The following is a 24,414-nucleotide window of genomic DNA, read 5'->3' on the forward strand; positions in this document are numbered from 1 at the left end:
ACACCAAGCGATGCAGGCGCCATTTCAATCGCACACGGCGCTCGGGCCGAACTTGGGCTTCTAGTGTAATTTCTGTGCGAATGAATTCGCACCTGCATTTGAGCAACAGTGTAGCGGCCTGGTTACCTGACAAGTTCGTCAACACAGTCGATGATATCCTCCAGAGCGCGGGTTTTGCCCATCTTCCTGCTGGCTTCAGCCATGGCCGCCAGTTTGCCCCTGTCCTCCAGGAGCCCGGCGATCCTATTGCAAAGCAAGTCCCCGCTCACTTTGCGATCCAAAAACATAAGCGCGGCTCCCTCTTTTTCTAGGGCCAGGGCGTTATGTTCCTGGTGATTTTCAGCCGCAAAAGGATAGGGGACCAGGATCGAAGGAATACCCAGGGCAGTAATTTCCGCACAGGTGGCAGCGCCTGCCCTGCTGATAACCAGACCTGCCGCTGCCAGAGCATCCTGCATGCTGTAGAGGTAAGATATAATGGTAACATTCCCAGTTTTAGCCAGATCTATACCTTTCGCGGCGCAGTCCTTCAGGAACTCCCCGTATCCCGCGCTCCCGGTTACGTGCAGGATGTTTAGCCGCGGATCTCCACCGAACTGTTTGATTACATCAACCATAGCTTTATTGAGAGTGCGGGCGCCGCGACTGCCGCCAAAGGAGAAGAGCAGAAAACGATCGGCGCCGATGCCCAACTTCTTCAGGCCTTCCGGCCTGGTTGCGCGCAATATTTCCGGTCGAACAGGCAGGCCGGTAAGAATCACCTTATGAGACCGGGGAAAATATTTAACAGATTCTTTAAAGGTAACCGCCACCCTGTCCACAAACCTGGCCAGGATGCGGTTGGTCACTCCGGGCAGCGCGTTTTGCTCGTGAATCAAAGTCGGTATTCTACTTAAGGCAGCCGCCAACACCACCGGTCCGCAGACATAGCCGCCGGTACCGATTACCACATCCGGCTTCCAGCCGCGCAAGGTCCTGGCCGCCTGCCAGAAACCGAGCCCGGTCCGCCATAACACCAGAAAATTCCGCATTGAGAGTTTCCGCTCCAGCCCAGCCCCCGCCAAACCTTTAAAAGGAAGCCCCTCCTTGGGAACGATATCCGCCTCCATGCCCTGGTTATTTCCGACATAGAGGATTTCCACCTCCGGATGTCTTTCTTTAAGCCCCCGGGCAATAGCCAGGGCGGGGTAGATATGACCGCCGGTGCCCCCGCCCGCAACAACAATTCGCAATGTTTTCACCACCCGCGCCGTCATCTTGCCCTGCTGAACTTGGAAATATTAAGAAGAATGCCCACCCCTGTCATGGTGAACAGCAGGGAGGTACCGCCAGAACTGATAAAGGGAAGGGGGATACCGGTAACAGGCAGTGACCCGGTTACCACTCCTATATTAATGATGGCCTGGACTCCCACCCAGGCAGTAATACCGGTTGCCAGCAAACAGGCAAAAGGGTCCTGGGAAGTCACTGCAATTTTCAAGCCTCTCCATACAAACAAAGTAAATAGTATGATTACCAGGGCAGCTCCGATAAAGCCAAGTTCTTCAGCGGTGATGGCAAAGATAAAGTCGGTGTGGTTCTCGGGCAGGTAGAGAAACTTCTGTTTGCTCTGGCCCAGGCCCAGTCCGAACAGGCCTCCGGAGCCGATGGCATAGAGCCCCTGAATAATATGGAAGCCGTCGCCCTGGGGGTCCGCCCAGGGATCCAAAAAGGCCAGAAAGCGCTTCAACCGGTAGGGCTCCATAATAATCAACAAGCCAACGGCTGCAAGGCCGGCCAGCCCGATGCCGCCCAGGTGAGACATTCTGGCGCCGGCGGCAAAAATCATGACAAATACAATACCGCCCAGTGAAATGGTGGTACCCAGATCGGGCTGCAGCATGATCAGGATTGCTGCCAGCCCCAAAACACACATGTAAGGCAAGACCCCTTTGCTGAACTGCTTGACCCGTTCCTTTTGTCGTGACAAGCCATAGGCCGTGAAGAGGATGACGCTGAGCTTGACCAGTTCGGCCGGGGCAAAAGGCAGCGGTCCTATACCAATCCAGCGGCGGGAACCGTTAACCTCGCGGCCAATCCCGGGGACCAGGACCAGAGCCAGCATGATAAAGGAGACGACCATAAAAGGGATCACGTACTGCTTGAGCCGTTGGTAGTCATAATTTGACATGATATACATGGCGGTTAAGCCCAGCAAGGCCCATAACAATTGCCGCTTAAAGAAATAAAAGCTGTCATTATAATAAATCAGGGTACTGTACTCGCTGGCGCTAAAAACCATAATAACACCAAGGCTCACCAGACTCAATACCGTTAAAAAAAGAAGAAAATCCGCCGAACTTTTTTTAGGCCGCATGCTTCCTTAAGCCCCCTTCCCCTTTTCGTTTCCGCTCAGATCCCAAATATTACCTATTTAAAACCCAATACGACCTCCTTGAACAGGTCCCCTCTTTCTTCAAAGCTCTTAAACATATCCCAGCTGGCACAGGCAGGCGATAAAAGAACAATCTCGCCGGGCCTGGCTGCCTGGTGGGCCAGGACCACAGCATCCTTAAAGTCATTCGCATAGAGAATTTTGTCAAACCCCCTGGCTCTGGCAGCATCAGCGATAGCCCCCGCGCTTTGCCCCAGTACCACCAGCACTCTGGCCCGTTCCTTGACTTTTTCAGCGAAGCTGCCGAAATCGCTGCCCTTGTTTTTCCCCCCCGCAATCAGCACGATCTTTTCCGGGTAGGCTTCAAGCGCCTTGATCGAGGCATCGGGATTGGTACCTTTGGAGTCATTAATGTAACGTACCCCATTGATGTCGGCAACGAATTCCAGTCGGTGGGCAACTCCCTTAAACGTCTTCAAAGTATGTGCCAGGGAAGTGGTCGCCACCCCCAGAGACTTGGCCGCGGCAACCGCCGCCAGGGCGTTTTCAAGGTTATGAGCGCCGGGAATGCCAATTTCATCCTGCCCGCAGATATACTCCTCGACCTCGCCCAGCCTGGCTGTAATTCCACCTTCTTTTACGTAAACACCCTCCGGAACCGCTGTGCGCCGGCTGAAAAAGATCACCCGGGCGCGGGTACTGCCGGCCAAGGCCGCCGTTCGCGGGTCATCGTAATTTAATACTGTAAAGTCGCCCGCTTCCTGGTTCGCAAATATTTTTGCTTTGGCGTCCACGTACCCTTCCATCGTTATGTGGCGGTCAAGGTGGTCGGGGGTGATGTTAAGGACCAGCGCCACCTTAGGCTTAAAAGTATTTGTAGTTTCCAGCTGGAAGCTTGATACTTCAGCCACGATCATATCCTTCGGACCGTAACGCTCCACCTCCGTAACCAGGGGCGTACCGATATTCCCCCCCACCAGTGTGTTTTTGCCTGCATTTCTAAAGATTTCACCGAGCAAGGTGGTAGTGGTCGTTTTGCCGTTTGTTCCTGTAACAGCAACCAGCGGCGCACTGCTGAAACGGTAAGCCAGTTCCAGTTCTCCGGTCAACTCAATGCCATGCTCTAACGCCAACCGGGCAGGCTCTACCGTCAGAGGGACACCTGGACTCATAACCACCAGGTCAAAGCTTTCCCGCTTAACTTCCGGGTATCCTCCCAAGGAAAGTTTTACCCCAACTGCGGCCAACCTGTCCAGTTCCCCTCCCGGGTAAACCGGATTCGAGGAATCGGCCAGTACCACTGCGGCGCCTTTACCTGTAAGAAAACGGGCAACGGCCAGGCCGCTCTTGCCGGCGCCAACCACCAAAACCCGTTTATTTTTTAGCTCCATTTAATATCGCCTCTCCAAATATAGTCGTAGGGCGTAGGGCATAAGGCGTAGGTATATGCTGCATTCCTTTGGGGTCCAGGTGTGAATTCATTCGCACCTGCATCGGTTGCTCTATAAGTATGCTCTATAATAAGAACTACTTTAATGTACATAAACCAATGTTTATAAAATAATCTTTTTACGCCTTACGCCCTGCGACCTATGACCTAATGTTTATGACCTCCAATGTACTATGAAAAAACCACGTAAATCCTTTGTTACCAGCATGTTGTGCTATTAGGGTGAGCCTAGCCTGTACAACCCGGCCAGTCCGGTTATCCCCAATAGCAGTGTTATAAACCAGAAAGTCAGCACCACCCTGTTTTCACTCCAGCCACCGAGTTCAAAATGGTGGTGCAGCGGGCTCATCCGGAAAATCCTGCGGCCCGTGGTCTGGAAGGAAATAACCTGGATGATCACTGAGAGTACTTCAACCACAAAAATCCCGCCGATAATCACAAAGAAAAGCTCGCTCCGGGTGACTACCGCCGCAGCGCCCAGCCCCCCGCCCAAAGCCAGGGAACCGGTGTCACCCATGAATACCCTGGCTGGATGGCGGTTGTAGAATAAAAAGCCCAGGCAACCGCCGGACAATGCCGCCATAACTGCCGCCACCCCGTATTTGTCAACCTTTAAGGCAATCAACATCATTGCCGCTGCCGCTAAAAGGCTCGTACCTGCCGCCAGCCCGTCCAGCCCGTCAGTCAAGTTGACTGCATTAGCCGTTCCGACCACAACCAGCAGGGTGAAGGCCAAAAAGGGCCACCAGCCCAGTTCCAACTGGATACCCCCGGACGTGAAATAACCTGAAAACGGCAATACCAGGGCTGTACCCCGGTCCCACCAAAAGACAACCCCATAAGCCAGAAGCACTGCCAGGATTATTTGCCCCAGCAGCTTTTCCCTTGCTCTTAAGCCCAGTGACCTCCTCAGTACTATCTTAATATAATCATCAAGAAAACCGATTAGACCATAGCCCAGAGTTATCGCCAACACAACCAGGGCATCGACCCGCTCCGGCGCTATTAGAAGAACCGCGACAAAAATTCCCGCCAGAAAAATAATCCCGCCCATAGTCGGCGTACCTGCTTTTTGCAAGTGCCTGGAAGGCCCGTCCGAGCGGATGTTCTGGCCAAACTTCAGCCTTTTGAGCCAGGGGATCAGCAGCAAGCCCATAGCCAGTGTAACAACCAGGGCGATGGCGAACGCCTTCCCTAAAAATTCCATTGATGCCTCCATACTTAATTGTCGGTAATAATTGGAGCTCCTGGTCCGGATAAGCTCTGGGAGCGTTCCAAAAGGCGCTGGACCAACCTCTCCATTTTCATGCCTCTGGAACCCTTGACCAGAACCACATCCCCTTCCTGCAGCAGCCCTTCCAGTACTTTCACCGCGCTATCGTAATCCTGGCACCGGAAAACCTTTTCCGGCGGGAAACCGGCGTCGACCGCTCCCTCTCCAATATGACCGGCGAGCTCTCCTACAGTTATAAGGTAGTCCAGGCCCAGCACGGCGGCAGTTTCTCCCACCTCACGGTGGCCTCCCCGGGCCCGCGCGCCAAGTTCCAGCATGGACCCCAGCACAGCTACCGTGCGGCGGCCTCCGGCCAAATCCTTCAATACACCCAGGGCCGCCCTGGTTGATGCCGGGCTGGCGTTATAGGCGTCATTGATTATTTTAAGGCTGCCGCCTTCAATGACCTCCAGCCGCATTCCGGTCAGAGTTACTGAAGATAGACCACCGGCAATCTCCTCCACTGTAAGGCCCATTTCCAGGCCTACGCTAATTGCGGCCAGCGCGTTCATTACATTATGCCGGCCGGGTAGCGGCAGGTAAAACTCCCGGGTCTGACCGCCAATAACGGCGTTAAAACGGCTTCCCGTACCTTCGGCCCTAATATTTTCGCCTCTGATCTCAGCAGGTTGGTCAATCCCGTAATAAATCACCTTGCCCCGGCACCGGCCCGCTTCCCGTTGAATAAACGGGCTTTCGGCATTCAGGACGGCAAACCCGACGGACGGAATTTGCTCAAGGATTTCACCTTTGGCTTCAGCGATATTGCTCAAAGTTCCCAAAAGTTCCAGGTGGGTTTCATTGATGTTGGTAATTACAGCTCCCATTGGCCTCGCGATTTTACAGAGGGTGTGAATTTGTCCCGGCCCACGCATGGCCATCTCCACCACCGCCGCCTCATAGCTTTCATCCAGTTCCAAAAGCGTTAGTGGAAGTCCGATTTCATTGTTAAAGTTACCTTCGTTTTTCAGAGTGCGCAGGCGTGCGCCTAAAACCGAGGCAATCATGTCCTTGGTTGTAGTCTTGCCGGTGCTCCCGGTAACCCCCACCAGAGACGCTCCGGACCGCTGCCTGTTATAGGCGGCCAGGGACTGCAGAGCAGATAGAGTATCCTCCACCATAACCACCGGCACACCGGGGGGTAAATCCTCCAGGCGACTTACCACCAATCCTCCGGCCCCGGCTGCGACGGCCTGAGACAGGAAGCTGTGAGCGTCGTACCGCTCCCCAACCAGCGCGAAAAACAGGGCGTTTGCTCTCATCTTACGGGTATCGGTGGCTACCGAAGTAAAAACAGCCGCAGGGTCTCCCTGCATCACCCTGCCCCTTAGGACTGACGCTATTTCTCTAATGGAAGTTGAGATCAAAACAGGTTACCTCCCGGCTTTAAGCCTGCAGCGCTCCCAGGGCGGCCGCCGCCTCACTGCGGTCATCAAAAGGATACTTTTGCGTACCTATGATTTGGTAGTCCTCGTGGCCTTTACCGGCTATAACCACCACATCACCCTTTTGGGCCATTCTGACAGCCAGTTGGATGGCGCGGCGCCGGTCCGGTTCAACTGTATAGCTGTTATTCTCCGCCACGGGCTCCAGTCCTTTTTTGATATCCCTGATAATATCCAGCGGCGCCTCCGTACGCGGGTTATCTGAAGTAACCAGCACGTAATCACTATAGCCGGCCGCAATCCGGCCCATCAGAGGGCGCTTGGTACGGTCGCGGTCACCGCCGCAGCCGAAGACTGTAATCAGCTTGCCTGTCGTGATTTCGCGCGCGGTCTTTAAGACATTCTCCAGGCCGTCCGGCGTGTGAGCATAGTCTACAATAACTGCAAAATCCTGACCCGCGTCAACCAGTTCAAAACGGCCGGGGACACCCGGCATACCTTCCAGGGCTTTCTTGATAACCTCCACAGGTATACCCATTGCCGCACAGGCGGTAAAAGCAGCCAGGGTGTTGTACACGTTAAAAAGTCCTGTTATTCGCAAACCCAGGTGACAGCGGCCCCATTTTCCGGTAACGGTAAAGCTGACCCCTCTGGCGCTGACATCGATATCCTCCGCCCGCACATCTGCGGAAGTTTTAATCCCATAGGTATACACCTCAACACCAGCTGCGGCCTCGATGATGGAACCGGCGTAAGCGTCGTCGGCGTTGACCACCGCGCATTTACCTCTCTTGGCTCCGGGTTCCGCCAGTTTGCGAAACAGGGCTTGTTTCGCTTCCAGATAACTTTGCATATCAGGGTGAAAGTCAAGGTGGTCCTGGGTCAGGTTGGTAAAGACGGCCGTATCAAATTCACAGCCATCCACACGGTGCAGGGCCAGAGCGTGGGATGATACTTCCATCACACAGTCACTCACCTGTTCTGTCGCCATCTCGTGCAGGAGTTCCTGCAGGTCCGTGGATTCCGGAGTGGTATGACTAACCACCAGTTTTCTGGCGCCGATACGGTTGTGAATTGTACCGACCAGACCGGTTTTACGGCCTGCCTCGTCAAGCACGGAGGCAATCAGGTTGGTCGTGGTGGTTTTGCCGTTCGTCCCCGTTACACCAACCATTCTCATATTGGTGGAGGGGTTGCCGTAAAAGCTGGCTGACATTAACGCCAGCGCCTGTCTGCTGTCTGCGACAAGCGCCCAAGCTACGTTTGGCGGTACGGTAACAGCTTTCTGCGCCACCACAGCGACCGCTCCCTTTTCCACCGCCTGGGGTATATATTCGGCGCCGTCATGCTTAAAGCCCTGCACCGCGACAAACAGAAAACCAGGCTCAACCTTACGGGAATCATAGGTTATACCGGTAAGCACTGTATTCTGGGGACCATCCGCGGCATGGACCTCGACCGATTTAAGCAATTCCTGAAAAAGCACGTTGTCGCCTCCTAACTTTTATGCTTAGAGCTATCAGTTACATATGATATACTATTATTTCCATCTTCAGTTAAATTATTCCAACTACGATATCCACTGTTATAGTTGAAGAGGATGGCCCGTTTCCTGATCGAAACCCGGCCAACCTCTTGGTATCATAAAACCGTCTATTAGATATTGTTTAATCGTGTAATTCCTGGGGTTGAAAATCCACCGTAATAGTTGTCCCTTTGGGCACCCTGGCGCCAGGCGCCTCTTTTTGCCCCACAGCAATACCACTGCCGGCCGGATTCAGGTGCAGGCCCAGTTTTTCCAGGATACCGCCGGCCTCTTTGATGGTCAAACCTTTCAGGTCAGGTACGGTAACCTGGTCTGCCGGAACAGCCTCGGGCGGGTTCAGGTTGAGAATTACTGTGGTTCCGCTGAGCACCTCGGCGCCTCCGTTTGGCACCTGTTTGTAAACAATATTCCCCTCACCCTGCACTTGTACGGCCAAACCGCTGTTATTCAACACCTTTTTGGCGTCTTCCAGCGGGTAATTAACTACGCTGGGCACAGTAGTTTTCAGTTTGGGCTCTTCAAAAATAAAGGGAGACTTCGGCTTCTCCAGAGCCGGCCTTTCAGGTACCTTCATGTAGCGCAGGGTGTCTGAAGCGATGGCTTTGAAAACAGGAGCGGCTACCTGACTCCCGTAATAGTTACCCCCTTGGGGCTCGGCGACCATCACCAGGCAGGCCAGTTGAGGATCGTCGGCGGGGGCAAAACCCATAAAAGAAGCAACATATTTACCGTCGGCATAGCCGCCTCTCTCAACAACTTGGGCCGTACCGGTTTTTCCCGCAGCCCCGTACCCATCCACGAAAGCGTTCCGGCCGGATCCTTTAAGGACTACATTTTTCAGAAGGCCCATCAAGGTCTGGGCGGTATTGTTCGAGATCACCTGCCGGACAGGCTCAGGCTTAAATTCCTTGACAACTTTGCCATTCACATCGGTAACTGCTTTAACCAGGGTCGGTTTCAGCAGAAGGCCACCGTTGGCAACAGCCGACGCGGCGGTTATCAGCTGAATGGGTGTCACGGCAATGGACTGGCCAATGGACATGGTGGCTATGTTCAGGTCGGTAGCTTCATTCTCAGGGATCTGGATGCCAACTGCCTCGCCGGGCAGACAGATCGAAGTCTTGTCGCCAAGTCCAAAGGCGTTAATATACTTATAAAATTTTTCCTTGCCCAGGTTTAAGCCTACTGTTATGAACCCCGGGTTGCATGAATTTTGCACTACCTCTTCAAAAGTCTGGGAACCGTGCCCCCCATCATACCAACAATGGATCACGCGGTCCGCCACCTTGATATAGCCGGGATCAAAGAAGGTGTCAGATGTCCTGACCGCCCCCTCTTCCAGTGCGGCTGCGGCGGTAATAATTTTGAAAGTGGAACCCGGTTCATAATTATAATAAATGCTGGGGTTGTGATCCCAGACATCCTGGGGATAATTCCGCCAGTCTCCGGGATTAAAAGTCGGCCGGTTGCCCATAGCCAATATTTCGCCTGTTTTCGGGTCCATTACAATGATGACCGCCAGCTTCGGGTGATGCTGTTCGACGATCTTGTCCAGTTCTCTTTCGACAAAAAACTGAATAGTTTGGTCAATCGTTAGTACAAGATTATGGCCCGGCACAGGTGGGATGAACTGGTGAAGCGCCTGGGGAATGTTATTGCCCACGGCATCTTTTTCAATAACAATACGTCCCGGCGTACCTTTCAACTCATTGTCGTAGACGCTTTCCAGCCCGGTCAGACCTTGGTTGTCATCACCGGCAAAACCCAGGACATGGGCAGCCAGGTTCTCCTGGCGGTAAAAGCGCTGATTCTCTTCCACCAGTTCAACACCGCTAAGATCTAAGGATTTTAAGTTTTGGGACGACTGGTAATCAATTCGCCTTTTGAGCCAGACAAAGCCCACATTTTGAGTGAGCTTCTTGTAGACATCCTCCTTATCCATACCAAGGGCCAAGGCAATCTTGTCGGCCGCAGCCCGTTTGTCCTCAATTTGGGGGGGGAAGGCGTAAGCGGAATCAACACTGACACTGGTTACCAGTTCCTGACCGTTGCGATCAAATATGGTCCCCCGCTTGGCTTCCACCGGAACATCCCGCATACGAACCTCAAGAGCTTCCTGCCTGAGCCGGTCTCCTTCAACAAGCTGGAGCCAACCCAGTCGAACTATTAAAATAAGAAACATTCCTCCCGCTATCAGAAAGAGTCCGGTTATTCTTTTCCGGATTAAGAGATTCGTTGTCTGCATATGTTACCCCCTTGGAGCCTGCCCCGATGTTACGACCCGGCCAGGTCTTGTTTTCCAACCGGTTAACAAGCTCGTTGAATGCTCTGACCAGAAGGCTCCCGCTATCACCGGTAAGGGGGCTGCCGGCGGCTTTCGCACCGGCATCGGGCAGCGGCTGCGTCTTATCTGCAACAGCCAACATAAGGACATTGCTGCTGTCCGGCTTGACCATTCCTAGTTTATTGACTGCCAGCGTCTCGACCCGATCCAGCGAAGCCAGTTGTTGGACTCTCTCATCCAGGTCATGGTTTTCCACCCTTAAGACGGCCAGCTCTTGTTGCAAACTACTGATCTGATACCCAAGCTTGAATACTCTGGCTTGAAAATATGTGATCATGATACCAAGGGCAAAACCCAATAAAACCATCCCAATCAGCAAAATCTTGGGTCCCCTTGACGAGCGCTTGAGCCTGCGATTTTTCTTCGGTCTGGGCCGGTCCGCTGACAACCCGTAGAAGCCTGTCTTATCCTGAGCTACGATCAATATTATTCAACCTCCGGAGTGAATAGAACTTCAGCCAAGGTAGATTGTTCCATGATCGTCTTATAGTGATTAATCTGTTACACTTTTTCACCTATTCTAAGTTTGGCGCTTCTAGCCCTGGGGTTAACCGCCAATTCCTCTTCTGATGGGAGAACCGGCTTGGTGGTAACAATCTGCAGCGCCTTTTTACGCCCACAAACACACACCGGAAAATCCCGCGGACAGGTGCAGGGCGAGGCCAGTTCCCGAAACAGATCCTTAATAATCCGGTCCTCCAAAGAGTGAAAGGTGATTACACAGACCCGTCCACCGGGTTTCAAGACATGCACGGCTGATTTGACAGCAGCCTTTAAAATCTCCAGCTCACCGTTTACAGCTATGCGCAAGGCCTGAAAAGTACGTTTGGCCGGGTGAGGACCTTCCCGCCTAGCCCCGGCGGGTACCGCTTTTTTTATAACTTCAACCAGTGCTCCGGTTGTTTCAATGGAGCGCCGCTTTCTCTCCTCACCTATAAATTCCGCAATCCTGGAGGCCCAGCGCTCTTCCCCGTATTTTCTGATTGTTTCAGTCAGTTCCTCCACTGTCATATGGTTAACCAGCATCCCGGCCGTGATTTCACGCTCCGGATCCATTCTCATATCCAACGGGGCATCATGCTGGTAGCTGAATCCCCTGGCCGGGTTGTCAAGCTGGTAAGAGGATGTTCCAAGATCAAATAAAACTCCGTCTACGGTCAGAATACCAAGGTCGTCCAACACCTCAACCAACCGGCTGAAGTTGGATCTGACCAGAATCACCCTTGGCTTATAGGAAATCAGCCTTTTCCCCGCAGCGAGAATCGCCTCCGGGTCCTGATCTAAAGCCACCAGGCGGCCGTCCGGCCCGCTTCCTTCAAGAATCAGTTCACTGTGCCCGCCCCCACCCAGGGTGCAATCCACATAAACACCGCCCGGCTTTAGTTTAAGCCCCTGGACAACTTCAGCGGCTAAAACCGGCAGGTGACTGAAATCCATAAATCCTCCTTTTAGACCATTACTTACCAATACAAAACCCTAGTTTTAAATATAAACCAACCTGGTTAAATATCAAGGTTTAAATCCACAATTTTTTCAGCAATTTCCTCATAAGAAGAAGCCGCCTGTCGACTGTAATTTTCCCACTGATTGCCGGCCCAGATTTCCACGCGTGATGAAACCCCGATTACCACCACGTCCTTTTCCAGGCGGGCGTAATCACGTAAATTTCCCGGGATTAATATTCTTCCCTGTTTATCAACTTCACATTCGGCGGCTCCTGAGAAAAAAAACCGAACAAAGGCCCGGGCATCACCCTTTGTAAAGGGCAAGCACTTCAGTTTTTGCTCAAGCGCATCCCATTCAGACTGCGGGTAAGCAAAAAGACATCCGTCGAGACCTTTTGTCAACACAAAATGGTCCCCCAGGCCTTGTCGGAAGCGGGCTGGGATAAAGAGTCTTCCTTTGCTATCTATTGCATGCTGGTATTCACCCATGAACATGGCAGGCAGCTCCAGTACGCTTCAACTTACACCACTAATCACCACTTTAACCCACTTATTCTATATATGAAGATGATATCCTTCATCCAAAATGCATTTTTATTATTTTTTTTTATCCAACAACAAAAAAGGCCGCAACTGGGCGACCCTAATTTTTGAAGCTGATTATATTTTGATCAAATTCCTCTTCCGACGATTAAATGAAGTAATCTCCCTGTACCCGGCTGCTCTTACCAACTTCAGGGCCTCATCCAGACCCGCGCCAACCTGATCGGGGGCATGGGCGTCCGACCCCAGAGTTACGGGAATGCCATGCCGGTAAAATATCGCAAGCAGGGAAGGGGCCGGATATATTTCCCGGGCCGGATACCTGAGCCCGGCCGAATTCACCTCCACGCAAACCCCGGCCTTCTTAAAAGCCCGCGCCGTTTCTTCATATAGAGGTGACAGGTCACGCTCCAGACGAAAACCGAATTTTTTGATCAGGTCAGGGTGGGCCATGACATCAAAAAGCCCGCTCAGGGCTGCCCGCTGAACAAGTTTAAAATACTGCTCGTAGACTGCTCCCAACTCCCTTTTGCCGTACTCCCCTATTTCAGCAGGGTTGTCAAACCCCCACCCGTCAATAAAGTGCACCGAGCCGGTAACATAATCAAAAGGGTAGGCAGCAAGTTCGAAAGCCAGCTTTTTCTCGAATCCGGGGACATAATCCACCTCAATTCCAAGCTTTACTTTAATAGGAGATACTCCGGCGCCCTGTTTTACCAGTTCCACATAAAGCGGGAGTTGATTTTCGGACATGGCATAATCAGGTATGGTTTCCCCCGACGCTAGGAAATAAAGAGGAAAGTGATCGGAAAATCCAACTTCCTTTATACCTTTCCTGACAGCCTGGTCCAGGTAATCTTCGATCCCGCCGGAGGCATGACCGCACAGGTTGGTGTGCAGGTGGTAATCTACAGGTATCACTTTTACCGAAGTCCTTTCCTGTCGCGAATTCTTTGTGAGACCTGAGAAGTCAGTTGGTAGATCCTTTCAGCGGATGCCAGGTCAAGCAAACCGGCGCCGCAGGCCGGAGTGATCAGGCATCGCTTTAAAAGAGTATCCCGGTCAATCCCGCGCCCGGTTAGTTCCGACCATTCCCCATCCAGGATGCCAAGCAATGAATCCGCATCCTCGTCCATGGCGCGTTCATTAGTGGTTGGGATCAGGCCCCAGGCCAGCGAGCCCCCCCGGCCGAGGAAACTTTTTAGCGACGGGATAAAAGGAATCAGTGAGCTGAAGTAATTATAAGCGTCGAAGCTGACCACCTCCAGTTCCGATTCAAAAAGGAGGGACCAGTCGATAGCGTCACAGGAGTGCGCTCCGGCCAGCGCGCCTGTTCCATGAATAGCTTGCGAAATAGTACTGAAGTCCTCCAGGATCATTTCTCTGGTGACTGTTATGTAGTTGGACTGCCCGTAGATACCCAGCGCGGGGTCATCAATAAAAATCATTACCGGTAAACCGAAGCGGCCCAGTTCCGTCCCCTGCCAGGCCGCGCTGGTGGCTATTGATTTTACAACCAGATCTCTCAACTGCTCGTCATAATAGGCGAAACGGCCCCGCTCATCCTTAACCTGGAAAGCAGCTGAAATAGGACCCACCACGTGGCCTTTCAGCATGCGGGCATCTCCTGCGCCTTTTTGCAAATCTTCCAGAAAGGCGTAAAACCCGGCCGCCGCTTCCACGGGAAAGGCAAATTCATTAAGCGCTGCAAGGTCACCTTCTTCAGCAGCAAGATATGTGGTATAAAATTCTGTAAGCCGGGTGTCCCAGTCATCTTTGGTGGTGTCAAAAAAGGTTTTATTCCCGTCATCGACGAGCAGTCCAATCTTTACCAGCGGTTTGAGGAACTGGTTGACAAAATGCTCCTCCCTGCCCCGCTGCGGCAACTGCGGCCAGTGGGGAATTTCCGGCAGGTGCTTTTTAATCATGTCAAGAGCATCAGCCGGGTCATGCTGCGGCATACTGCCGATGCCTGTGGCCTGTCCGTTAGGTTCAAAGATCATGTTGACCTCCTTATTTTAGCTGTTTAATCCCGCCAGCACTAAAACTGGTCCTCGAAAAGCCTCTGGGGTAGTGGGCTTGGGGGTATCCTCCGCTCTCTTTGCAATTCTACATTTGTGCTTCAAGATCGTTGTACCGACCGCATCTACAAACAGCCATCCGGTAGCTACGCGCTATTCAAGCTTTTCTGCAAGCTACGCACGCGCTAAGGAACGCACCCAGGTGCAGGCTTATACTGCATTTCTTACCGGTCAGTCGTAGGGCGTAGGCTTATACTGACTTGTATCTGGTTAGGCGTAGGGTGTAAGGTTATTAAAAAAGGTAGGGGGATGATCCCCTGCTATTATTTTTTACGCCTTACGCCTTACGGCCTACGGCTATTTTTAGCCCCAAGCCCGCAAGTCAAGCCTTTTCGAGCACACTTTTTGAGACAGGTGAAACAAGGACGTGCAGGGGACGGTTCTTATTGCTTACCTATTGTTTACTAATTGCCCTACTCATAGCCTTCCATAGACATATGTCGCCCATTGTCCCCACAAAGTGCATTTTCATTGTTAGTTGCACATTTCGCTATAGCTCGCCAGCAAGATATGAAAACTTAGCGATGTGGGTGCGAATGAATTCACACCTCGTTTGTTGGGGTACAGCTTCGCATATCGGTTTTAAAACCCTGACCCCATAGAAATACAGGATATTCTCACGTCCCACGACCCACGTCCCAAATCAGTTTAGTCTTTCCAGGCGCGGCCCCCAGCCTATCTCTTTTAAGAGACCGGGATACAACGTGGGGTTTGCCGCGGGGCACCCGCCAAGAAGGGCGACACAAATTGCTTCAAGTACGTTGGAACCATAAGACCTGCCTTCCAGAGAAGGCGCCGCTGTAACCAGCCACCGGGCGCCCCTTCTTTTCAGTTCAAGGACATCCCCGGCTGTCACGGTACTTGTAATGATGCTCTTCCCACTGAGGTCGGCGGGCAGGTGGTAACGCAGAAAATGGAAATCACCGGCAATGATGTCGGCCCTTTGGTAGAACTGTTCAAATCGCGGCCGCGAGGTCTCCTGCCTTTTGCCCAGGGGATACAGGAAACCTATGGGAAGCTGGCACAGCAGGGGCAAAAGCGCCCGTGCGGCTGCGCTGAAAGCTTTTAAGGAGTGAAAGGGTACCGGCAGCCCCAGGGCAAACAGCGCGTCCCCGATGATCAGCCGGCAGCCGGCCTCCTCCAGGGATTCCGCCAGAGCCCAGCGGTCAAGCGCAGAGACTATTAAAACAACCTGTCCCTGCCGCGGCCAGCCGGCCTGGTTGCGGATAAACCGGATCAGTTCCTTTTCCACGGTATCCTTTATGCCGCTGCCGTCCACGAGCGGCGTACGGCTGACCTGAGCAGCCAGGCGCGCCCCATCCCTGAGCTGGTAGCGTCTGGTTCCCGCCCGCAGGTAGAGGTTCACCCCCCCCAGACCAAGCGCGTCAACCTTGCCGTCCAGGTCACTGAGGAGTTTTGCCGCTCTGTCCAGGTCCCCGTCTGTACCGAAACGCTGAATGAGCAGCCGGCAACCGGAAACCTCATTTTCAACCTCATGGTCGCGCCCGGCTGAGCCCAAGCTGACACTTACCACACGCTTCAACTAAACCGCTCCCACCTGTCAAAACAACTCTTTTGCATATAAAATTTCACTTACAAGTGTAACACCCTTACCGCCCATAATACCAATGAAAATGAACACTGGGGAGTGACAATGATGAGACATATTTCACGTCATTTGCCTCACTTGGCTCAAAAATATTGCTCGAAAAGGCTTGACTTGCGGGCTTGGGGTTATCCGGAGCGAGCGGAGCACCTGGGTGCGTTCCTTAGCGCGTGCGTTGCATGCAGTAAAGCTTAAATAGCGCGTAGCTACCGGATGGCTGTCTGTAGATGCGGTCAGCATGACGCTCTTATTGCACAAATGGAGAATTGCAAAGAGAGCGGAGGATAACCCCAAGCCCACTACCCCAAAGGCTTTTCGAGAACCAGTTATGACCTTTACCATTGTGATACACTCACATTTATATTGGGCTGCAAAACTTCACACTAACATATATTGTGTATTGCTCCGTATGCTTGATATCAATGAGTAGTCGTTGATATTACTTCAGATTATCATGGTCGGGCAAAACAAATCTATCCCGCCTGTCCTGCCTCGCTGTATGAAGTTATTGCTTCACGGTACACTTCAAGAGTCCCCAGGGCGATACTCTGCCAATCGTAGACAGTAAGCACCTTTTTCCAGGCCTGCCTGCTCAAATCCCGGGCCAGACCAGGGTTGATTAAAATTTCCCGGATGTAGTAGGCCAAGAGGTCCGGGCGGCCCGGGGGCGCCTTGTAACCGTCTATCCCGTGTGAGACCACCTCGCTTAAGCCCCCGGTATCCGAAACAATTACAGGGACCTGGGCGGCCATTGCTTCCAGCGCCACAATTCCAAAAGGCTCATAAAGGCTGGGGAAAACAGCGACATCTGCCAGCTTTAGATACTGGTTCCGCCTGGATTCATCCAGATAGCCAAGAAAGGCCACCCGGTCATTCAGACCCAGTTCCCGAACTTTAGATCTGAGATAAGCTTCATAAGGGCCAATACCGCCCACCAAAAGCTTCAGCTCCGGTATGTGCGGCAGGAGCAGGGCAATGGCTTCAAGCAGTACCTGGACCCCTTTCTCTGGAACCAGGCGACCAATAAAGAAGACTGTTTTTTCACCGGACACAGTGTCGGGTTTACCCGGCACCAACTGTTTGGGCCTGCCCAGATTGGACGGATCCACCCCGTTGGGAAGGACATGCACAATACTGCGGGGGACTTTGAACAGGGTGTTGACCTCATTGGCCATATAATTACTGCAGCAGATTACCCGTGTAGCCTGTAGGGCAAAGCGGGCGTCCAACTGGTGAATGCGCTGCTGAAGCTCATTATGGATGCCCCGGTTGCGACCGTATTCCGTGGCATGGATGGTCGCCACCAGGGGCAGCCCGTAGCGATCACGCAGTGTTATAGCCGCGTCCCCGACCAACCAGTCGTGCGCGTGGACCAGGTCAAACGGTTCTCCCCCCATAAGTTCGCCTGCCAGTTCAACCATCCCCACATTCAACTGCCCTACCCATTCCATGAAGTCCTTGGAAGTGAGCAGTGACTGGTCAACACGGTGGACATGGACACCCTCCAACAGTTGGTAAGATGGCGTCTCCGGCGCGGGGCAGGTGATCACATGGACATTCTGCCCGAGGCGGGCCAGCGCCCGCGAAAGGTCGTTGACATGACGAGCCAGACCGCCTACCGTACGAGGCGGAAACTCCCAGGAGAGCATCACTATTTTCAATGCTTCTCCTTTCTCACCGGAGCGTAAGTGTTTGACCCGGTAATGGCGGCTGTATATACTGTAATCCATTTCCGGAAAAATATTGTCTCTTTTTTCAAAATCCGCTAATTCGTCCTCGTTGATTTCTCCTTCACTGAGACGCAAAGCCAGGGTGTTAAAGCGGCCGATGTGATCGCTGATACGCTGCACGGCATACTGCACTGCAGTAGCTGTTTTTATGATAAAAGCCCAATCGCTGCTCTGTGCCAGGACCAGCTCCCGCGCGGCCTGGTTGAGCAGGCGCCGTACTGCTCCGCCGGCAGCCGGATGGAGATCCGCCAGGTCTACCATAGCTGTTTCAGCACGGTGAATATGCCGGTAAATCCAGTCATTGGTGGGATTTAGCCATACCAGGTTGTAACCCCCTTCACCCCAGCTGGAGGCAGCCAGGTTCACCACCTGGTTATCCATATAATCGCCCAGGTAGTTAGCGGGTGTCGTCATCTTCACCCCATATTCCCCGGTATCGCAGGCGCGGCACAAGTTTTCCAGCCATATGGGACCCTCATACCACCAGTGGCCAAACAGCTCAGCGTCATAGGGTGCTACCACGATAGGCTTACGGTCCATCCGTCCGGACAGGTATTTTAACTGCTCCCCCCGGTTGAAAGCAAAATTGCGGGCGTCCATGTTTGCCCGTTGCTCAGCCAGACCTGGTTGATAGGGCTCTTTATTGTGCCCCTTGCCGGTAATGCGATAGTATTTTATCCCGGTGTCACAGCGGATATTACCGCCAGGCAGGCAGGGAGCCAGGTAATCCAAGTCCAGGTCATAACCGATGTCCCGGTAGAACTCGCGGTAAAAGGGATTCCCGGGGTAACCGGTATCACGATCCCAGACCTGCTTTGAACTCTCCGGATCCCTTCCGAACGCCGCCACACCCGAGGGACAGTAAATCGGAGCGTGCACACCGTAGCGTGGAGAGGGGCTGGAGTTAGTAATACCGTGCGTTTCCACAAAAAAGTAGCGGATTCCGAATTCCTTCAAAATCTCATCAATGCCCGGCACATAACCACACTCCGGCAGCCACATGCCTGCCGGAGGCCTGCCAAAAAGCCTTATGTATTGTTCCACCCCAAGCTGCACCTGGGCTCTCCTGGCCTCCCGCGTCTGCATCAGCGGCAGGTAGCCATGTGTCGCGCAGGTAGTAATCACTTCCAACACCCCCAGGGCCTGCAGGCTCTGGATGGGCAGGAGAAGATTGCCGCCGTAATCTTCTTCAAACAGGCGACGGACCACATTGAGGCGCTCAAAATACATCACAGCCAGGTCACGAAAGGCTGTATTGTCTCTATTTCTGTAAATCTCGGCTTCCGCCAGGCGGATCAAGGCATCCAGATGTCGTAAATACCTCTCCTGCAAAAGGTGGTCGTTCAGCATAGCGACCAGCGGCGGTGACAGGGACAGGGTGATACTAAAATGGACCTCGTCCTTTACCAGTTTTTCAAAGGACTGGACCAGCGGAAGATAACACTCAGTGATAGCCTCAAAGAGCCATCGCTCTTCCATAATACCGGGGTCTTCCGGGTGGCGGATGTAGGGCAGGTGGGCGTGCAAAACCATCGCCAGGTATCCGTCAGGCAAATCACTTACCCCCCCTAAAAATAAAAATCCATACTAAGATTATAGCATGGCTGGAATTCCCGGTACGTAACTATTCAAAAAGTCCGAGACTTATTTTGGCGCCGAGCAGTTCTTGCAAAGACCAAAGATTTTAAGCTGGTGGTTTGTAATTGTAAATTCATGCTGCTGGCAGACGCGATTCTCCAGTTCTTCCAATAGATCTTCATTAACCTCGATGATATTGCCGCACTGAGTACAGATGAGATGATGGTGCTGGTGGCTGTGCCCCAAACCCGCTCCCAACTCGTAGCGCTTGCGCCCGTCACCGAAATCAATAGCGTGGATAATATCAAACTCGTGGAACAATTCCAAGGTCCGGTAAACCGTGGCCAGTCCCGTGTCAGGCGCCTTTGACTTGACTAAATTGTAGACTTCCTCGGCGCTTAAATGCTTGTCCTTATTTTCCAGCAGCACTCTCAAAACCAGTTCCCGCCGGGAAGTAAGTTTGTACTCTTTTTGCCTTAGTTTATCACCAACATCGGAGATTAGATTTTTCATTACTACACCACCAGAACTGTCCTTTTTGTTAGTATAATGAAAGTTGGGGAAAGTGTCAATTAAAGGATATTGTTGGGACGTGGGTCGTGAGACGTGGGACGTGAGAATGCAAGTATTCCTTTGGGGTCTTTTTACTTTATGCTGTCTTCTCCTTAATAATACGTCTTATTCAAAAACAAAAGCCTGTAAAGAATTTTTAGCAGGCTTTTATCTGCTTAAATTATAAAGTTGAAAACTACCTTAGGCTCTGGTTGTCTTGCGATAGGTAATATTTCTGTTTGTATCTTTTCCAGCGCCTGCGGCGGGCATTATTATGGAGTCTGACAATTACCAGTAAAAGAGCCAGGACCGGCGCCGCTATTAACCAGGGGCAAATCTGGACGAGTAATTTTCGATCAACCTGTTTTTGTGCGATCAGGTCGACCCTGCCCAACTCGCGGTCGCCTTCAAAGAAGACCAGTTCACCCAACTTTGTACCGGCTTTTACCGGCGCGTTAACATTGGCTGCCAGCTTGACTTCCGGCCTGAAATCTGCAGTATTATCCGTCGGGAAGTTGTAGTTTAAGGAACAGCCCGTTTGCACAGGCACGGACTCGTCCAACCCGTAGCGGACGGGAACCTCCCCAACAAACTTGCCCGCTTCAGTCAGACAAATGTTGTTATAATCGTTAAAACCGTAATCAAGTAGAGTTTGCGAGTCGGTCCAGATGTTGGCGCCTTCGGTCTTCAGGACCACCGCCACCAGTTCCCTGCCGTTGCGGTTCGCAGCCGAAACCAGGCATTGCCTGGCTATTTCCGTATATCCGTTTTTTATCCCGACAGCCCCTTCATAATTCCACAGGAGCCTGTTGTGGTTTTCAAGATAGGTTTGGGCCATGGGGTCACCCCGGTCGATGGTCCTGATTTTAGTGGCCACTATTTTCCTGAATTCAGGGTTCTGCATGGCGTAGTAGGAAATCAAAGCCATATCGTGGGCAGTGCTGTAGTGATTGGGGTCAGGCAGGCCGTTGGGGTTAATAAAGTGAGAATTCACCGCCCCTACCTCGGCAGCCTTTTCATTCATGAGATCAGCAAACTTTTCCACCGAACCTGCTACGTGAACGGCAATCGCAACAGCCGCATCATTGCCTGAATTCAGCATCAGGGCGTAGAGAAGGTCTTCCAGCGACATCTTCTCCCCTTCCAGGAGGCCAAGAGCCGACCCCTCAACGTTGCAGGCTTCGGCCGTTATCGTTACCATGTCATTGAGCTTGCTGTTTTCAAGAGCAATAACAGCAGTGAGGATCTTGGTGGTGCTGGCCGGGTACAGCTGCTGATACGGATTTTTCTCATATAGGAATTGCCCGTTCCTGCCGTCAATTAGCGCTGCCGCTTCACCGGAAATCTCAGGAACAGCAACAGCAGGCCGGGGACTGTGGAATAACAGCATAATAATAACGGCCAGTATGGTGCACAGGCCTGTCTTAGTCTGCATTGCATCACCTGGAGGTAAATTTTAACACATATACAAAAAGAATCGGAAACTTGAAAAACCAAAATATATTATACCATATTGGTTATTGCGTTCACAGTATATAAAAAAAGATCAATCTGCCTTGCGCGGCCGGAACCACATGGACAGGACCAGTACAGCGCCCGTTATAAAAATTATTAGACCAAACAACAATGAGGATGAGGCGTTCAGAGCGCCGGATTTACTAAAAGCCTCCAGCAGGTGTGCCGTCACTCCCCCGATGAGAAATGCCAGAGCGTAAATGACACACCAGAGAAGGATCCCCTCGCGCCATCCACGTTCTTTTAATATGACCATGGTTGAGGCAATGCAAGGGACAGTCAGGGTCAAGGTAAGCATTACCACGAAATCCTGGATGGGAAGCATATGCAGGTTCATAATGGTGGCCGCTCCAAATTCCTTGCGGATAGCGCCCATGATGAAGACATCGGCAATTTGCGGCGGCAGGTGCAGCCAGTTTACAGTAAGCGGCGTGAGCAGCGCGCGCAAACCCTGCAGGAGTCCCGTAACCTCCAGAATACTTAAGAATAGAGCTCCCCCTGCAAAAAGCGGCAAGGCTTCTTTTATAAAATTATAAGATCTTGTCCAGGCCTTTTTTATAAAATTTTTCGGTTGCGGCAAACGCAACGGCGGCAGTTCAATCAGAAGCGGGGCGGGAACACCCGGCAGATAGCGCGCCAAAAACGTCCCGGTGGTAGTCAGGATGCTAAAGAGAATTAGAATATACAGGAGCAGGTAAGTTGGACCCAGCCGGGCAAACACAGCCATAATAATGGCCATCTGGGCAGAGCAGGGAACACCGAAGGCCAGTAAAAAAATGGCAATGCGTCGCTCCCGGTCCGAGTTTAGCAACCTGGTGCTGATGCAGGCCATAGTAACGCAGCCAAAGCCCAGGATCAGTGGAATGACAGCCTGCCCGTTTAACCCCAGAGCGCTCAGGCTCCGGTCAACCAGGGTGGCGATCCTCGGGAGGTAGCCTGAATCCTCAAGAATGGCCATGACCAGGAAAATCCCCAGTACCAGCGGCAAAAGGAGGCCGATCAGGTAGGTCACGGTGAGGGTCAGCACACCGTACTGGCCCGCTAAGATAGTTGTCAGCACCGACCCGGGACCCAGCAAGCCGCCCAGCAGCGATTGAATCGCCGGTTCATAGTAGCCACTCATCATTGGTTCGGTAAAGCCCACTAGATACTGGGCTATAAAGACACCAACCAATTCGTAGATACCCCAGAGGGTCAGTAACAAAAGCGGAAAGCCGGTAACAGGAAGCAGCATCCAGCGCCCCAGCTTGTCGGCAAATCCCTGATTTTCACCGGCTTCCTTAACTACCAGAGAGGCAATCTGGTTGGCCCTTTCCCGGCGGCTCCGGTAAACCGACTCCAGCTCAGCGCCGGGAGCAGCCCCGCAGCGCTGGCTGACTGCGGGATCCCCTTCCAGGATCAGCAATGCCTCGCCCCTGCTGCAAGGGGTACTGACCCGGCTTATTTTTTCCAGTAGAGAACTGTCCACCAGCCCGGGCCGGGCCTGGTAGATTTTTTCCTTGAGTTCATCAATACCCGTATGGTGGACAGCCACTGTACGGACAACGGGGATGCCCAGGAGTTCCTCCAGGAGAGCATGGTTAATCCTCATTCCCCCCCGCTCTGCTTCATCCGCCATATTAAGGGCCACTATGATCGGGACGCCCATATCAATTATCTGTAAAGTAAGGAACAAATCCCGCTCCAGGTGGACCGTATCGACGATATTTACCACTATATCCGCCGCGAGTATAATGTCACGGGTGATTTCTTCTTCTTCACTGTAGCTCGAAACACCATAAACCCCGGGCGTATCAATCACGACATCACCGTTATAACGGCCACAGGCTATGTCGAGAGTGGTCCCGGGGTAATTTGCGACATCCGCATATAATCCTGTGAGAGCATTGAAGAAAACAGATTTACCTACGTTGGGATTTCCGGCCAGGACTATTTTCTTCCCGCCTGCCGGAATCCTGGACTCAATTCCATCGTTCACCGGGTCACACCCTTAATAAAAATTTTCAGTAATAAGCTCCGAGTCCAAGGAATTCGGTATGAACAAATGAACCGGGTTTTCAGGCCATAGCTCAGAAGAGTCGTAAGTCGTAGGGCGTAGGGCGTAATATTAGAGGCATTCCTTAATCTTTTAAAGCTTCTCATATCTCTGACCGACAGCTAAAAGATACTGCGATGTTCTTTATCCGCCTTACGGCCTACGCCCTGCGACCTTACGTGTACTTTTCAAGATATTCAACTCATATTTTCCATACAAATATGTGCTCGTCCAAGGTCATACAGATAGTTTCAGCATGGCTCAACCGAGATGGTTTTGGCCAGATTGCGGCCGATGGCTATTTCCTGCTTGTTGCGGGTCACCACTACCGGCCCTGCGGGAACAACCTCCCGGCAGGTTACAACCGCTCCTTCCGACAAACCGAAGCGTATAGCCTGAATCCGGACACGGTCGTTGGGAATTTCCGTAATTTTAACAACCTGTCCTCTACTGGCCTTGTCTAATTGCACGGTTGCCACCTCCCCAAATAATGACAACGATGAAGAACGATGGAGAAAATAACCATTATCATTATACAGTGATAAAGAGAACCATTCTCACTTAAATTATAAGGGAGCTGCTAAGGATTAGCAATAATTATTTTTGACGCAAAGGGACAAAATATACTGAATCCCTGCTTTTCTACAGCTGGGTCACGATTACAAAAAATAAGAGGAAGGGGAGGCATTTTACATGTCCAGCATCGATGCCAAAGGTATGCAGGCAGCGGAATTGACCGACGAACAATTTACCCAACTGCGTAAGTTGGAACAGAATTTGAATAACGCGAGCGGCAACCAACAGGAAATTTACTTGCTGGCTGTAACCAGACGCTAAGAAGAACCAGACATAAATCAGCATTGGTTAAGTCTAGTTCCACCCCCGGGGTCTGCCGGTTTTACGCCTCCGGCGTCCCCGGCCAATAATCCATACCTATACCTAATTTTTTTTACAACC

General features: G+C 52.2%; 19 protein-coding genes. 1 reads left to right on the forward strand and 18 read right to left on the reverse strand.

What is annotated here, in order from left to right; all coding sequences use genetic code 11:
- Nucleotides 1–122: 122 nt before the first annotated feature.
- The 18 genes from murG to Psfp_RS00655 all read right to left on the reverse strand — a co-directional run bounded on the left by murG (nucleotide 123) and on the right by Psfp_RS00655 (nucleotide 23,927).
- On the reverse strand, nucleotides 123–1,232 hold the full coding sequence (gene murG / locus Psfp_RS00570) for an undecaprenyldiphospho-muramoylpentapeptide beta-N-acetylglucosaminyltransferase (protein ID WP_134216595.1): 1,110 nt from the start codon (nucleotides 1,230–1,232) through the stop codon (nucleotides 123–125).
- 20 nt (nucleotides 1,233–1,252) lie between these two features.
- Nucleotides 1,253–2,356, reverse strand: a complete 1,104-nt coding sequence (gene spoVE, locus Psfp_RS00575; RefSeq protein ID WP_134216596.1) for a stage V sporulation protein E — start codon at nucleotides 2,354–2,356, stop codon at nucleotides 1,253–1,255.
- 53 nt (nucleotides 2,357–2,409) lie between these two features.
- Nucleotides 2,410–3,765, reverse strand: a complete 1,356-nt coding sequence (gene murD / locus Psfp_RS00580; RefSeq protein ID WP_134216597.1) for a UDP-N-acetylmuramoyl-L-alanine--D-glutamate ligase — start codon at nucleotides 3,763–3,765, stop codon at nucleotides 2,410–2,412.
- 276 nt (nucleotides 3,766–4,041) lie between these two features.
- Entirely contained in the window at nucleotides 4,042–5,031 is a 990-nt protein-coding gene (mraY, locus tag Psfp_RS00585) for a phospho-N-acetylmuramoyl-pentapeptide-transferase (RefSeq protein WP_243120402.1), read from the reverse strand.
- A gap of 14 nt (nucleotides 5,032–5,045) precedes the next feature.
- Nucleotides 5,046–6,464 (reverse strand): UDP-N-acetylmuramoyl-tripeptide--D-alanyl-D-alanine ligase, encoded by a 1,419-nt coding sequence (gene murF / locus Psfp_RS00590; protein WP_134216599.1) that lies wholly within the window; start codon nucleotides 6,462–6,464, stop codon nucleotides 5,046–5,048.
- 19 nt (nucleotides 6,465–6,483) lie between these two features.
- Nucleotides 6,484–7,968, reverse strand: a complete 1,485-nt coding sequence (locus Psfp_RS00595) for a UDP-N-acetylmuramoyl-L-alanyl-D-glutamate--2,6-diaminopimelate ligase (RefSeq protein WP_134216600.1) — start codon at nucleotides 7,966–7,968, stop codon at nucleotides 6,484–6,486.
- A 181-nt stretch (nucleotides 7,969–8,149) separates the two neighbouring features.
- Entirely contained in the window at nucleotides 8,150–10,273 is a 2,124-nt protein-coding gene (locus tag Psfp_RS00600; protein ID WP_134216601.1) for a stage V sporulation protein D, read from the reverse strand.
- Nucleotides 10,164–10,796: a cell division protein FtsL gene (locus tag Psfp_RS00605; RefSeq protein WP_134216602.1), complete on the reverse strand. Its 633-nt coding sequence runs from the start codon at nucleotides 10,794–10,796 to the stop codon at nucleotides 10,164–10,166. The genes Psfp_RS00600 and Psfp_RS00605 overlap by 110 nt, the downstream gene beginning before the upstream one ends.
- A gap of 77 nt (nucleotides 10,797–10,873) precedes the next feature.
- A complete protein-coding gene (rsmH, locus tag Psfp_RS00610; RefSeq protein ID WP_134216603.1) occupies nucleotides 10,874–11,809 on the reverse strand; it encodes a 16S rRNA (cytosine(1402)-N(4))-methyltransferase RsmH in 936 nt (311 codons plus the stop codon).
- Between the two features lie 65 nt (nucleotides 11,810–11,874).
- Entirely contained in the window at nucleotides 11,875–12,312 is a 438-nt protein-coding gene (gene mraZ, locus Psfp_RS00615; protein WP_134216604.1) for a division/cell wall cluster transcriptional repressor MraZ, read from the reverse strand.
- 165 nt (nucleotides 12,313–12,477) lie between these two features.
- Nucleotides 12,478–13,281 (reverse strand): histidinol-phosphatase HisJ family protein, encoded by an 804-nt coding sequence (locus tag Psfp_RS00620; protein ID WP_134216605.1) that lies wholly within the window; start codon nucleotides 13,279–13,281, stop codon nucleotides 12,478–12,480.
- Nucleotides 13,282–13,283: 2 nt separating this feature from the next.
- Nucleotides 13,284–14,363, reverse strand: coding sequence for a hypothetical protein (locus tag Psfp_RS00625; RefSeq protein WP_134216606.1), 1,080 nt, complete (start codon nucleotides 14,361–14,363; stop codon nucleotides 13,284–13,286).
- Between the two features lie 721 nt (nucleotides 14,364–15,084).
- Nucleotides 15,085–15,975: a quinate 5-dehydrogenase gene (locus tag Psfp_RS00630; RefSeq protein ID WP_243120408.1), complete on the reverse strand. Its 891-nt coding sequence runs from the start codon at nucleotides 15,973–15,975 to the stop codon at nucleotides 15,085–15,087.
- Between the two features lie 545 nt (nucleotides 15,976–16,520).
- Entirely contained in the window at nucleotides 16,521–19,331 is a 2,811-nt protein-coding gene (locus Psfp_RS00635; protein WP_134216608.1) for a 1,4-alpha-glucan branching protein domain-containing protein, read from the reverse strand.
- Nucleotides 19,332–19,421: 90 nt separating this feature from the next.
- Nucleotides 19,422–19,868 (reverse strand): transcriptional repressor, encoded by a 447-nt coding sequence (locus Psfp_RS00640; RefSeq protein WP_134216609.1) that lies wholly within the window; start codon nucleotides 19,866–19,868, stop codon nucleotides 19,422–19,424.
- 235 nt (nucleotides 19,869–20,103) lie between these two features.
- Nucleotides 20,104–21,342: a D-alanyl-D-alanine carboxypeptidase family protein gene (locus Psfp_RS00645; protein ID WP_134216610.1), complete on the reverse strand. Its 1,239-nt coding sequence runs from the start codon at nucleotides 21,340–21,342 to the stop codon at nucleotides 20,104–20,106.
- Between the two features lie 111 nt (nucleotides 21,343–21,453).
- Complete coding sequence (gene feoB / locus Psfp_RS00650; protein ID WP_243120403.1) at nucleotides 21,454–23,400, reverse strand: ferrous iron transport protein B; 1,947 nt, start codon at nucleotides 23,398–23,400, stop codon at nucleotides 21,454–21,456.
- 308 nt (nucleotides 23,401–23,708) lie between these two features.
- The gene (locus tag Psfp_RS00655) at nucleotides 23,709–23,927 is read right to left on the reverse strand and encodes a ferrous iron transport protein A (protein WP_134216611.1); all 219 of its coding nucleotides are present in this window, start codon (nucleotides 23,925–23,927) and stop codon (nucleotides 23,709–23,711) included.
- A 223-nt stretch (nucleotides 23,928–24,150) separates the two neighbouring features.
- Here Psfp_RS00655 and Psfp_RS21410 point away from each other — a divergent pair, with 223 nt between their 5' ends.
- Nucleotides 24,151–24,294, forward strand: a complete 144-nt coding sequence (locus Psfp_RS21410; RefSeq protein ID WP_192895210.1) for a hypothetical protein — start codon at nucleotides 24,151–24,153, stop codon at nucleotides 24,292–24,294.
- Nucleotides 24,295–24,414 lie beyond the last annotated feature (120 nt).

The organism is Pelotomaculum sp. FP (assembly GCF_004369245.1).
Classification (GTDB): domain Bacteria; phylum Bacillota; class Desulfotomaculia; order Desulfotomaculales; family Pelotomaculaceae; genus Pelotomaculum_C; species Pelotomaculum_C schinkii.